The following is a 12,961-nucleotide window of genomic DNA, read 5'->3' on the forward strand; positions in this document are numbered from 1 at the left end:
CGGGTCTTCTCGACGTCATTCCGCCTCACTACCGTCCCCGGCGTACCACCCAATGGCTCGAAGGCGAACCATTGGCCGTCGACTGGAGGTCGGTCTTGTCATCCGAGATGTCCCGCAGAAGGCTCCTCGCACTGGGCGGCGGCGCCCTCGGCGTCGCGGCGGCCGGCTCGTTGCTCCCGCCGTCGCTGCAGGCCGCGATGGCCGCGGAGCCCCCGGCCGGGGGGTTGGCCGCGGTGCGGCACGTGGTGATCCTGATGCAGGAGAACCGTTCCTTCGACCACTACTTCGGGACCCTCCGCGGGGTCCGCGGATTCGGCGACCGCAACGCCATCGAGCTGCCCTCCGGCAAGCCGGTGTTCGAGCAGCCGGCCGCGCTCGGCCGGACCGTCCTGCCGTTCCCGATCCGCGGGGCCGCCGAGACGCAGCAGAAGGACCTCCAGTACATCGGCGACCTCGACCACTCCTGGAGCGGCGGCGGCAAAGCCTGGCGCGGCGGCTGGATGGACGGCTGGGTCTCGGCCAAGACCGCCGCCACCATGGCGTTCTACGACCGGCAGGACATCCCCCTGCACTACGAGCTCGCCGACACCTTCACCGTCTGCGACGCGTACCACTCGTCCGTCCACACCTCGACGAGCCCCAACCGCAACCACCTCTGGTCCGGCTGGACCGGCTTCGAGGCCGACGGCAGCCGGGCCGTCACCAACGCCGCCTACGCCGAGGGCACCCACCCCGGCTACGGCTGGTCCACCTACGCCGAGCGGCTCGAAGCCGCCGGGCGGAGCTGGAAGACGTACACCGAGTGGGAGAACTTCACAGACAACAACATCGAGTTCTTCACCACCTTCAAGAAGATCGCCCGGAAGGCGCTCGCCGGGACCGGCGGGCACACCTTCATGGAGTCGTTCTACGCCGCCGTCCGCGACACCGACGACACCACGGAGCGGACCCGCCTCCTCGGCCTCCTGGAGGAGGGCGTCGCCGGCCTCACCGAGGCCGAGCGCTCCCTCTTCGAGCGCGGACTGCGCCGCGTCGAGAGCGGCACCCTCGCCGACGCCTTCCGCGCCGACGTCGCCGCGGGCACCCTGCCCGAGGTCTCCTACCTCGTGCCCTCCGCGATCGACTCCGAGCACCCCGGCTCCTCCTCGCCGATCGCCTCCGCCACCCTCGTCTACAAGGTGCTCGACGCCCTCGGCTCGCACCCCGACGTCTGGCGTCACACCGTCGTGCTGATCAACTACGACGAGAACGACGGCTTCTTCGACCACGTGCCACCGCCCGTCCCGCCCACCGAGAACACGGACGAGCGCTGGAAGGGCCAGCCCACCGGCCTCGGCATCCGGGTCCCGCTGCTCGTCGTCTCCCCCTGGTCGGTCGGCGGCTACGTCTGCTCCGAGACCTTCGACCACACCTCCGTGATCCGCTTCCTGGAGAAACTGACCGGGATCGCCGAGCCCAACATCACCCCCTGGCGCCGGGCCGTCACCGGCGACCTCACCTCCGCCTTCGACTTCAAGCGGGGGCGCCGGCAGCCGCCCGTCGAGCAGCCCGGACCGATCCCGCCCTTCACCGGCCGCTGGCGGCCCCAGCCCCCGGCCGTCCAGCGGATGCCCGTCCAGGAGCCCGGTGTCCGCCCGGCCCGCCCCCTGCCGTACCAGCCGGACGCCTCCGCGACCGTCGGGCCCGGGGCCGTGACCGTCGCCCTGCGCAACACCGGCAGGGCGAGCGCGCACTTCGCCCTCTACCCGTACGCGGGAGAGTTCGCCGTCCCGCAGCATCGGGACGTCAGGGGGACGGGGGAGTGGACCGTCCCCGTATCGGGTGATCGTTACCGCTTCACGATCACCGGCCCGAACGGCTTCCGCCGCGAGTTCGAGGGCCCCGCCATGGGCGGCGCGGAACTCGCCACGCGCCTCGACCACCACGACCGCGACCTGCACCTCACCGTGCGGAACACGGGCCCGGCCCCGCTCGCCTTCACCGTCCGGCCCCTCGGGTACGTCGACGAGCGCGACCTCGCCGACTGGACCCGCACGGTCACCGTGAGGCCCGGGAAGACCCGTACCGTCGTGCACTCGGCCGCCGACGCCCACGGCTGGTACGACGTCGAGGTGACCGCGCCCGGCGGCTTCCGCCGCCGCCTCATGGGTCACATCGAGAACGGTCGCCCCAGCGTCTCCGGATGACTCCACTCCGTGCGCGGGGGTTCGGGACCTCGGTCCCGAACCCCCGGACACGGCTGTGAGCATCGACACGAAAGGGGCAAATGATCAGGTTTGGCTGCGAGAGTGGGCGCGATTAGGTCATGCGTTCTTCTCGGGCTGTTCCCGTGCAAGATCCACGAACCAACCAGGGAGCACGTCCTTTGGCAGCCATCGCCCGATGGTGCATCCGGCACCGTCTCGTCGTCGTTCTCCTCTGGCTCCTCGCGCTCGGCGGGGTCGGCACCGGTGCGGTCCTGGCCGGCAACGCCTACTCCAACGACTACGAGGTCCCCGGCACCGAGTCGGGCCGGGCCACCGCCCTCCTCGACCGCGGCTTCCAGGGCCTCGGCGGCGACAGCGACACCATCGTCTGGCACACCGAACAGGGCAGCGTCCGCGCCGACGCCGTCGAGCAGCGCATGACCGCGATGCTCGACAAGGTCGCCGAGCTGCCCGGGATCGCCGCCGTGACCTCGCCCTACGGCGACACCGCGGGACAGATCAGCGAGGACGGGCACACCGCCTACGCCACCGTCACCTTCGGCGCCCAGGCCGACGACATCCCCGAGGCGCAGGCCGAGGCGCTCGTCGACACCGCCAAGGCCGCCGAGGCGGAGAGCGAAGGCCTCCAGGTCGAGCTGGGCGGCACCGCCGTCGCCCTCACCGAGGCCCCCGGCGGCCACATCGCCGAGGTCGTCGGCGTCGCCGTCGCGGCCGTCGTCCTCTTCCTCGCCTTCGGCTCCCTCGCCGCCTCCGCGCTCCCCATCGCGACCGCCCTGGTCAGCGTCGGCATCGCGTACTCCGGGATCGTGCTCCTCGGCCATCTGATGACCGTCGCCGACTTCGCCCCCATGCTCGGCATGCTCGTCGGCCTGGGCGTCGGCATCGACTACGCGCTCTTCATCGTCACCCGGCACCGGAAGGGCCTGAAACGCGGGCTCTCCGTCCCCGAGGCCGCCGGGATCGCCGTCGCCACCACCGGCCGCGCCGTCGTCTTCGCCGGGGCCACCGTCTGCATCGCCCTGCTCGGCATGCTGATCCTGCGGCTCAGCTTCCTCAACGGCGTCGCCATCGCCGCCTCCCTCACCGTCGTCCTCACGGTCGCCGCCTCCATCACGCTGCTGCCCGCGCTGCTCTCGTTCATCGGCATGCGGGCCCTGTCCCGGCGCGAACGGCGGGCCCTCGCCGAGCACGGGCCGCAGCTCGAGCTCCCCACGGGCTTCGCCGCCCGCTGGTCCGCCTTCGTCGAGCGCCACCCGAAGCTCCTCGGGGCCGTCGCCGCCGTCGTCATGGGTGTCCTCGCGCTGCCCACCCTCTCGCTCCACCTCGGCACCTCCGACCAGGGCAACGGGCCCGCCACCGCCACCACCCGGCAGGCGTACGACCTGCTCGCCGAGGGCTTCGGGCCGGGCGTCAACGGCCCCCTCACCCTCGTCGCCGGGCTCGACGGCGCCGACGACCGGGTCGCCCTCGACCAGCTCCCGGCGGCGCTCTCCGCCACCCGCGGGGTCGCGTCCGTCTCCCCGGTCACGTACAACAGCTCCGGCGACACCGCCGTCCTCACCGTCGTCCCCGACTCCTCGCCGCAGTCCAAGTCCACCAGCGAGCTCGTCGACCGGCTCCGCCAGGACGTCCTCCCCAAGGCCGAGTCCGGCACCTCCCTGGAGGTGCACGTCGGCGGCGTCACCGCCTCCTACGACGACTTCGCCGAGATCATCATCGGCAAGCTGCCGCTCTTCGTCGGCGTCGTCATCGCGCTCGGCTGTCTGCTGCTCCTGCTCGCCTTCCGCTCGATCGGCATCCCGCTCAAGGCCGCCGCCATGAACGTCGCCGCCGTCGCCGCCGCCTTCGGCATCGTCGTGGCGATCTTCCAGTGGGGCTGGGGGAGCGAGCTCCTCGGCCTCGGCAGTGCCGGACCGATCGAACCCTTCCTCCCCGTGATCATGGTCTCCGTCCTCTTCGGGCTCTCCATGGACTACCAGGTCTTCCTGGTCAGCCGGATGTACGAGGAGTGGCTGGAGACCGGCGACAACCGGCGGGCGGTCCGGGTCGGCCTCGCCGAGACCAGCCGCGTGATCAACTCCGCCGCCGTCATCATGATCTCGGTCTTCCTCGCCTTCGTCCTCTCCGGTGACCGGGTCATCGCGATGTTCGGCATCGCGCTCGCAGCGGCGGTCGCCCTCGACGCCTTCGTCCTGCGCACCCTGCTCGTCCCCGCCCTCATGCACATGCTCGGCGGGGCGAACTGGTGGCTGCCGAAGCGGCTCGACCGGATCCTGCCCCGGATCAGCATCGAACCCCCCGAGTCCCGTGCCGCCGCGGACGCCCGTGCGAAGATCCCCGGGCAACGCGTGACGGATTCGACGGCGGAGGAGAACGACGATGTTCGCGATATCGCTGGGTGACGACGGGGCCGAGCTGCGGCCCCTGGAGCCCTGGCAGGCCGAGGAGTTCCTCGCCCACATGGACCGGGGCCGGGAGTTCGTCGGAGAGCACATCGCGCTCCCGGACTTCGTCGCGGACCTCGACTCCGCCCGCTCCTTCCTCCGCTCGTACGCCGAGAAGGCCGCGAACGACGCCGGACGCGTCTACGGCATCTGGACCGACGGCACGCTCGTCGGCGGCGTCCTCTTCCGGACCATGGACGTCGAGTACGGCACCGCCGAGGCGGGCTGCTGGCTGGAGCCCGCCGCCGCGGGGAAGGGCCTGATCACCCGGGCCTGCCGGGTGATCATCGACTGGGCGGTCGAGGAGCGCGGCATCCACCGCGTCGAATGGCACGCCTCCTCGAAGAACGAACCGAGCATCGCCGTCGCCCGCCGCCTCGGCATGACACGGGAGGGCGTCCTGCGCGAGAACTATCCGTACCGCGGCACCCGCTCGGACACGGAGCTCTGGGCCGTCCTCGCCCCCGAGTGGCGCGCCGCCCGGGCCGCGGCGAAGGCGCAGGCGCGGCCGGAGCCGTCCTGAGACGGCTCCCACATGAGAGCCGTCTTAAGACAGCTCTCATGTGGGCCGCCTAGCGTGCGCCGCATGGACATCACGAAGACCGACGCGAAGACCGACGAGAAGACCGAGGGCACGGCGCCGGAGCCGGAGGCCGAGGTCGCGGCCCCGGCCGAGGAGCTCGTCGACCCGCTCGCCCCGCAGGACGCCGAGCGGACCGCGTCGGCCGACGCCGCCCCGGCGGCCACCGACCGGGAAGCCGTCGACCTGGACGAGGACGACCTGGACGACGAGGACGATCTCGACGACGAGGTCTCCGGGACGGCCCCCACCGGCATCGGCGCCGGCGGCGCGGCCGTCGTCTCCGCCGCCCTCGGCGCCGTCGCGCTGACCGGCACCTGGACCGGCAAGGTCGTCTCCGAGCGCGAGACGCTTCTCGGGCAGATCAAGACCTCCCAGTCCGCCACCCCGGCCCAGCAGATCTCCGAGATCTACGGCGACGCCTGGCACAGCACCGCACTGGTCAACGGCGTCTTCTCGCTGCTCGCACTGGTCACCGCCGTCCTCGTCCTGGTCCTCGTCCGTCCCGAGCGCCCCGCCTGGGTCCGGGCGGTCGCGCTCGCCGGCGCCGTCCTGGGCGGTCTCGGGCTGCTCCTGTCGGTCGGTACCTACTTCGACCTCTTCCTGAGCCTGCCCACCGCCGGCTCCTGAGACGGGTACGCACTCCGCCTAAGGACCCCCTGAGGTCCGCCTAAGGCCCCCCGTACCCCGAACATGCGGCACTCGCCCGATGTGACGGCACCCCCTGGGAACCGAGAGTAGAGGCATCGCAAGGAGCGATACCGAAACCCGAAGCGACCAGGGAGCACCCGATGTTCGAGTACGAACTCCACCGCATGAACCACGCCCAGCTCGTCCGCGAGGCCGCCGCCCAGCGCCTGTCCCACGAGGCCGCCGAGTCCACCGGCTCCGCCCGGGGCCTGCGCCGCCTCGGCCGCCGCAGCGGGGGCCATGACACGGAGGGGCCGGTGAGCGGCACCGGACGCGGTCACTTCGTCCGGGCCGCGTGACCCCCGTATGAGCGACCGTGCGGATGGTTGTGCGATGCTCGGCGCCGTGGAGACCAGGTCAGTCAGCCCCGTCTTCGTCGGCAGAGCCGGCGAACTCACCGCCCTCACCGAGGCGCTCTCCCGCGCGACCGCGGGAGAGCCGCAGGCTCTGCTCGTCGGGGGCGAGGCGGGGGTCGGCAAGACCCGTCTCATCGAGGAGTTCCTCGACACGGCCTGCGACCGGGGCGCCGTCGTGGCCGTCGGCGGCTGCGTCGAACTCGGTGCCGACGGTCTGCCCTTCGCGCCCTTCGCCACCGCCCTGCGCTCGCTCCGCCGCAAGCTGCCCGACGAACTGACCGCCGCCGCCGACGGCCAGGAGGGCGAGCTCGCCCGACTCCTGCCCGAGCTGGGCGACCCCGGCAGCCACGAGTCCTCCGAGGAGGACTCCACCGCCCGCCTCTTCGAACTCACCGTACGGCTCCTGGAGCGGCTCGCCGCCGACCGTACGGTCGTGCTCGTCCTGGAGGACCTGCACTGGGCCGACACCTCCACCCGGCACCTGCTCACCTACCTCCTCCGCACCCTGCGCCGCGGCCGGATCGTGGTCGTCGCCAGCTACCGCGCCGACGACATCCACCGCCGCCACCCGCTGCGCCCCCTCCTCGCCGAGCTCGACCGGCTCCGCACCATCCGCCGCATCGAGCTCTCCCGCTTCACTCGCACCGAGGTGCACCGCCAGCTCACCGGCATCCTCGCCGCCGAACCCGCCCCCGGGCTCGTCGAGGAGGTCTTCGAACGCTCCGACGGCAACGCCTTCTTCGTCGAGGAGCTCGTCGTCTCCCACGAGGCCGGCTGCGCCCCGGGCCAGCTCAGCGACTCCCTGCGCGACCTCCTGCTCGTCCGGGTCGAGGCGCTCCCCGAGGACGCCCAGCGGGTCGCCAGGATCGTCGCCGAGGGCGGCTCCACCGTCGAGTACGGCCTGCTCGCCGCCGTCGCCCGGCTCACCGAGGACGAGCTCATCGAGGCGTTGCGGGCCTCCGTCGGCGCCAACATCCTGCTCGCCGTCCCCGACGGCGACGGCTACCGCTTCCGCCACTCCCTCGTCCGCGAGGCCGTCAGCGACGACCTGCTGCCCGGCGAACGCTCCCGCCTCAACCGGCGCTACGCCGAGGCCCTGGAGGCCGACCCCACGCTCGTCCGCCCCGACGAGCGGGCCACCCGGCTCGCCACCTACTGGTACCACGCGCACGACCCGGCCAAGGCCCTGCCGGCCGTCCTCCGCGCCTCCGTCGCCACCCGCAAGCGCCACGCCTACGCCGAGCAGCTCCGACTCCTGGAGCGGGCCATGGAGCTCTGGGACGAGGCCCCCGCCGAGATCCGCCGCGAGCTCCGGCCCATGGACTACGCCGAGGCCTACCCTCCCTGTGGCTGCGACCCCGAGACCACCCCGCTCAGCTACCTCGACCTCCTCGCCGAGGCCGCCGTCGCCGCCCGGCTCAGCGGCGAACGCGAACGCGCCCTCAAGATCGGCCGGATGGCGCTGCACCTCCTCGACAGCGAGGACGTGAACGACCCGCTGCGCGCCGCCTGGTTCTGGACCGAGAAGGCCCGCCTCCAGTCCAACCTCGGCCGCGGCGACGGCTCGGAGGAGATCGCCCGCGCCCAGGAGCTCGTCAAGGGCCTCCCGCCGTCCGCCGTCCACGCCGTCGTCCTCGTCGGCGCCGCCGGCTGGGGCATGCTCCGCAACCCCGGCCCCGAGGCCCTCACCGCCGCCGAACGCGCCGTCGAGTACGCCCGGCACGTCAGGGCCGAGTCGATCGAACTCAACGCCCGCCTCACCCTCGGCACCATCATGACCGCGGCCGGGGACGTCGAGGCGGGTCTCGCCGAGATGCACGAGGTACGGGAGCGCACCACGGCCCTCGGCCAGTTCAGCGAGGCCTCGCGCGCCCACATCAACATCTCCTCCTCCCTCGAGGCCCTCGGCCGCTCCCGCGAGGCCGTCGAGATCGCCGACTCCGGCATCCGCCTCGCCCGCTCGTACGGACTCGTCGACAGCGTCGGCTGGGTCGAGGCCAACCGCGCCGAGTCCCTCTTCTCCCTCGGCCGCTGGGACGAGGTGCAGGAGGCCGCCGAGCGGCTCCAGCGCTCGGCGACCAGCACCAAGCCCCGCGGCTCGGCCTCCCTCCGCCTCGCCCAGCTCGCCGCCGCGCGGGGCGAGCTGGAGGCGGCCACCCGCCACCTCGCCGACGCCTGCGCCGTCTACGGCACCCGCGACCCGATCCCGCAGTACACCCTGCCCATGGCCCAGGTCGCGATCGCCGTGGCCGCCGCCGAGGGCCGGGTCCGGGACGTCCGGGCCCAGCTCGCGACCGCCGCCGAGGGCGGCTTCCCGCCCGGCACCCACCGCTACGGCTGGCCGCTCGTCCTCACCGCCGCCACCGCGGAGGCCGACAGCCGGGGGCTGCCCGCCGCCGACGAGGGCCGCGCCGAGGCGCTCGCCCTGATCCGCGACTGCGTCCGCCGCCTCGCCGCCCCGGCCCCCGTCTGGGCCGCCCACTCCCAGCAGGTCTCCCAGGAGCTGGCCCGCGCCGAGGGCCGCGAGTCCGCCGCCCGCTGGACCGAGATCGTCGCCGCCTACGAGCCGCTGGAACGCCCCGCCCAGCTGGCCCGCGCCCGCCACCGCCTCGCCGACGCCCTGCTCGTCGAGGGCGGCCGCCGCGAGGAGGCCGTGGCCCTGCTCCGCGAGGCCCACGCCACCGCCGTCCGCCTCGGCCACCGACCGCTCCGCGAGGACGTGGAGCTCCTCGCCGCCCGGGCCCGCCTCTCCCTGGCGCCCGAGAAGCAGCCCCCGGCGCCCGCCGAGCCCGGCGACGACAGCTTCGGCCTGACCCCGCGCGAGCAGGACGTGCTGCGCCTGGTCGCGGCCGGCCGCACCAACCGGCAGATCGCCGAGGAGCTCTTCATCTCACCGAAGACGGCGAGCGTCCACGTCTCCAACATCCTCGCCAAGCTCGGCGTCGCCGGCCGCGGCGAGGCCGCCGCCCTCGCCCACCGCCTCCACCTCCTCGACGTGGCCATCTGACCCAGGGCGGGGGACCGCGACCGCCCCCGGGCGGGGGATCCGTATCGTCACGCGCCCCGAGGTCAGGTCTATCGGCCCGCGTGACGGGTCCGCGTCCCCCGGGTCCTCCCTGGTCAGAGCCTGTCGCCGCCGTTCCTCCTCGGCGTGCCTGTGCCCCGGGGCGAAGAGCTCCGCCATCGGACCGAACACGGTCACCGCCTCCCTCACGTCACCTCCAGCCGGAGGATCCTGTCGTCGCCGGGCTCGGGCGTGCCCCGGGTGTCGGTCTCGCTGGTCACCAGCCAGAGCCGGCCGTCGCCCCCGGCGAGGACCGTGCGCAGGCGTCCGTACTCACCGGAGAGGAACGCCTCGGGGTCCCCGGAACGTTCCGCGCCGGAGAGCGGGACGCGCCACAGTCGCTCGCCTCTGAGCCCGGCCATCCAGATCGCGCCCCGGGCGTAGGCGATCCCGCTCGGGGAGGCCTCCGAGGTCGGCCACTGGGCCACCGGGTCCACGAACCCCTCCCGGCCCGCCCGCCCCTCCGCCTCGGGCCAGCCGTAGTTCCGCCCCGGCTCGACCAGGTTCAGCTCGTCCCAGGTGTTCTGCCCGAACTCGGCCGCCCACAGCCGCCCGGCCGCGTCCCAGGCGATCCCCTGCACGTTCCGGTGTCCGTACGAATAGACCACCGAGCCGGCGAAGGGATTGCCCGGCGCCGGCCGGCCCTCCGGAGTCATCCGCAGGATCTTCCCGCCGAGGGAGGCCCGGTCCTGGGCCAGACCGGTGACACCCGTCTCGCCCGTCCCCGCGTACAGCATCCCGTCCGGTCCGAACGCGATCCGTCCGCCGTTGTGCACGACGCCCTTCGGGATGCCGGTCAGCACCGGCATCGGCGCCCCGAGCCGGTCACCCTCCGCCCCTCCGTACCGCATGCGCACGATGCGGTTGTCCGAGGAGGCCGTCAGGTACGCGTAGACCCAGCCGTCCCGCACCGCGAGCCCCATGAGCCCGCCCTCGCCGCCCGGGACCACCCCCGGCACCTCGCCCAGCGAGGTCTTGGCGCCGCTTCTCCCGTCGACCCGGGTGATCGTCCGCTCGTCCCGCGAGGAGACCAGCAGATCGCCCCCCGGCAGCTCGGCGAGGCCCCAGGGCGACTTCAGGCCCTCGGTGAGCGTGCCCGCCACCGCCACCCGCCCGCCGGGAGACGCCCCAGATGCCGAAACCGACGCCGACGCCGACACGGAGGCGGACGCGGACGGTGGAGTGGACTCGGGCGCGGAGGCGGACGTCGGTGGAGCCGCACCGGGTCGCTCCTCGGTACCGCCCGAGGAGCAGCCCGCCACGAGCACCAGCACGGCGGCGCCCCACAGGGCCTTCAGAACAGCAGGACGGCTCATGGTCCGGTCCCCTTCGACGAGTCGAGCGGCATCCCTACACCCTTGATACACCGCTCGGCCCGAACAGGTTCCCGACCGCCGACGACGACCCCCAGGGGGCGCTCGATCCCGCTCAGTCCCAGGAGCCCCGGGGTGCCGGAAGCGCCGCGATCTCCGCGAGGTCCGCCGCCGTCAGCCGCAGACCGGCCGCCCGCGCGTTCTCCACCACCCACCGCTCCCGCTTCGCGCCCGGCACCGGCACGACGTGCGGCCCGAGTCCCAGCACCCACGCCAGCGCCACCTGCGCCGGGGTGACGTCGGCCCCGTGCCGCGCGGCCACCCTCCGCAACCCCGCCACCAGCGGCTGGTTCGCCGCCATCATCTCGGCCGTGAACCGGGGGTGCCGGGCGCGCGGATCGTCCGACTCGAAGCCGCCGCCCGGGGTCAGCGTCCCGGTCAGGAAGCCGTTCCCCAGCGGCATGGCCGCCAGGAAGCCCACTCCGCGCGCCGCGCACCACGGCAGCAGCCGCACCAGCGCCTCGGGCGACCACACCGACAGCTCGGCCTCGACCGCCGCCACCGGGAACACCTGCTGGATCCGCTCCAGTTGGCGAATCGTTCCCTCGTAGCCGTCACGGGCGGCACCGGTCGCGCCCCTGCGCGCCGACCGTGCGCCGACCGCGCAGAGCCCGAGCGCCCGCACCTTGCCCGCCGACACCAGCTCGGCCATCGCGCCCCAGGTCTCCTCGACGGGCACCTCGGGGTCCGCCCGGTGCAGTTGGTAGAGGTCGATCACATCGGTCTGGAGCCGCCGCAGGGAGGCGTCGCAGGCCCGACGCACGTACCCCGGCCTGCCGTTGGCGACCACGTGCTGGTCGCCGACGAGCAGCCCGCACTTCGTCGAGACGAAGGCCTCCGCCCGCCTCTCCTTCAACACCCGCCCCACCAGTAGCTCGTTGGTGAACGGCCCGTACATGTCGGCGGTGTCGAGCAGGCTCACCCCGGCGTCCAGTGCCGCGTGCACGGTCCGCAGCGAGCGGTCCCCCCGTTGCTCCGAACGGCTGTACGCCCAGTTCATCGGCATGCACCCCAGGCCGATCGCCCCCACGTCGAGCGCCGTCGCCCCGATACTCCTGCGCTCCACCTGCCGGTACCCCTCCCTCTGCCGTCCCCCAAAGTAACCAATGGCGCGCGGGGTTCTTCGCATAGCCTCCCGGTCATGAGATTCGAAGACACGGCCGCCGACGTGTGGCTTCCGGTTCCGGCGGACGAGATCGAGGGACTCCCCGCGCCGGGCGAGTCGGGACTGAACTACCGCTTCTGGGACGGCGGACCGGAGTTCCCCGCCGATCCCGCGCACTGCGCCTTCTACGTCGTCCCGTACATGAAGGGGTCGGAGATCGCCGTGCGGCCGCTGGCCGCGATGACCTCGGTCCGGGCCGTGCAGACCCTGTCCGCAGGCATCGACCACGTCGTGCCCGGCATCGGCTCGCTGCAGCCCGGCGTCGCCGTCTGCAACGCGAAGGGCGTGCACGAGGCCAGCACCGCCGAGCTCACCCTCGCCCTGATCCTGGCCTCGCTGCGCGGCATCCCCGGGTTCGTGCGCGGCCAGGACGCCGAGGAGTGGCGGGCCGGCTTCTATCCGGCGCTCGCCGACAGGTCCGTACTGATCGTGGGGTACGGATCGATCGGCGCCGCCATCGAGGACCGGCTCGCGCCGTTCGAGTGCGCGCGGGTGGCGCGCGTCGCGCGCTCCGCGCGCACCACAGAGCGCGGCCCGGTCCACGCCCTCACGGAGCTGCCCGCGCTGCTTCCGGAGGCCGACGTGGTCGTCCTCTCCACTCCGCTCACGCCCGGGACCCACCACCTCGCCGACGCAGGCTTCCTGGCCAGGATGAAGGACGGGGCGCTCCTCGTGAACGTCGCGCGGGGGCCGGTCGTCGACACGAACGCGCTGCTCAAGGAGGTCGAGAGCGGACGGATCACGGCGGCGCTCGACGTCACCGACCCGGAACCGCTGCCGGCCGGGCATCCTTTGTGGCACGCTCCCGGTGTCCTGATCAGTCCCCATGTGGGTGGTTCCACTTCGGCGTTCATGCCGCGCGCGAAGAGGCTGATCGCCGGGCAGCTGCGGCGGTTCGCGGCGGGGGAGGAGCTGGACAACGTCCTGCTCACCACCGGCTGAGCCCGGAGGGCCGCGGCGGGCCGCGCGCCCCCTGAGCGCGCCGCCCGCAAGCCCCCGGGTGGTCACGGAGAGTACTGCGACCCTGTCCCTGAGTGACGATCCTGGTGTATCGTCCGGAGGCGGGGGACTGCGTCGATGAC

The 12,961-nt window shown here is 73.3% G+C and carries 10 protein-coding genes; 7 read left to right on the forward strand and 3 right to left on the reverse strand.

Going from position 1 to position 12,961, the window contains the following annotated elements:
• The first annotated feature begins 107 nt into the window (after nucleotides 1-107).
• From OG361_RS27910 to OG361_RS27935, 6 genes are all read left to right on the forward strand, one after another.
• Nucleotides 108-2,186, forward strand: a complete 2,079-nt coding sequence (locus OG361_RS27910) for a phosphocholine-specific phospholipase C (RefSeq protein ID WP_405857835.1) — start codon at nucleotides 108-110, stop codon at nucleotides 2,184-2,186.
• A gap of 179 nt (nucleotides 2,187-2,365) precedes the next feature.
• A complete protein-coding gene (locus OG361_RS27915; protein WP_405857837.1) occupies nucleotides 2,366-4,609 on the forward strand; it encodes an MMPL family transporter in 2,244 nt (747 codons plus the stop codon).
• Nucleotides 4,587-5,174 (forward strand): GNAT family N-acetyltransferase, encoded by a 588-nt coding sequence (locus OG361_RS27920; RefSeq protein WP_405857839.1) that lies wholly within the window; start codon nucleotides 4,587-4,589, stop codon nucleotides 5,172-5,174. The genes OG361_RS27915 and OG361_RS27920 overlap by 23 nt, the downstream gene beginning before the upstream one ends.
• Before the next feature lie 63 nt (nucleotides 5,175-5,237).
• A complete protein-coding gene (locus tag OG361_RS27925; protein WP_405857841.1) occupies nucleotides 5,238-5,861 on the forward strand; it encodes a hypothetical protein in 624 nt (207 codons plus the stop codon).
• A 161-nt stretch (nucleotides 5,862-6,022) separates the two neighbouring features.
• A complete protein-coding gene (locus OG361_RS27930; RefSeq protein WP_384570857.1) occupies nucleotides 6,023-6,220 on the forward strand; it encodes a hypothetical protein in 198 nt (65 codons plus the stop codon).
• Nucleotides 6,221-6,227: 7 nt separating this feature from the next.
• Nucleotides 6,228-9,284, forward strand: a complete 3,057-nt coding sequence (locus tag OG361_RS27935) for an AAA family ATPase (RefSeq protein WP_405857843.1) — start codon at nucleotides 6,228-6,230, stop codon at nucleotides 9,282-9,284.
• Here OG361_RS27935 and OG361_RS27940 read toward each other — a convergent pair.
• From OG361_RS27940 to OG361_RS27950, 3 genes are all read right to left on the reverse strand, one after another.
• The gene (locus OG361_RS27940) at nucleotides 9,168-9,461 is read right to left on the reverse strand and encodes a DUF6191 domain-containing protein (RefSeq protein WP_405862468.1); all 294 of its coding nucleotides are present in this window, start codon (nucleotides 9,459-9,461) and stop codon (nucleotides 9,168-9,170) included. The two genes, OG361_RS27935 and OG361_RS27940, sit on opposite strands and share 117 nt — an antisense overlap.
• A 26-nt stretch (nucleotides 9,462-9,487) precedes the next feature.
• The gene (locus OG361_RS27945; protein ID WP_405857845.1) at nucleotides 9,488-10,657 is read right to left on the reverse strand and encodes a PQQ-dependent sugar dehydrogenase; all 1,170 of its coding nucleotides are present in this window, start codon (nucleotides 10,655-10,657) and stop codon (nucleotides 9,488-9,490) included.
• A gap of 112 nt (nucleotides 10,658-10,769) precedes the next feature.
• A complete protein-coding gene (locus OG361_RS27950; protein ID WP_405857847.1) occupies nucleotides 10,770-11,780 on the reverse strand; it encodes an aldo/keto reductase in 1,011 nt (336 codons plus the stop codon).
• Between the two features lie 75 nt (nucleotides 11,781-11,855).
• On the opposite strand from OG361_RS27950, the gene OG361_RS27955 reads away from it, so the two are divergent.
• Complete coding sequence (locus OG361_RS27955; RefSeq protein ID WP_405857849.1) at nucleotides 11,856-12,821, forward strand: 2-hydroxyacid dehydrogenase; 966 nt, start codon at nucleotides 11,856-11,858, stop codon at nucleotides 12,819-12,821.
• Nucleotides 12,822-12,961 lie beyond the last annotated feature (140 nt).

This window comes from Streptomyces sp. NBC_00090, from assembly GCF_045160815.1.
GTDB lineage: Bacteria > Actinomycetota > Actinomycetes > Streptomycetales > Streptomycetaceae > Streptomyces.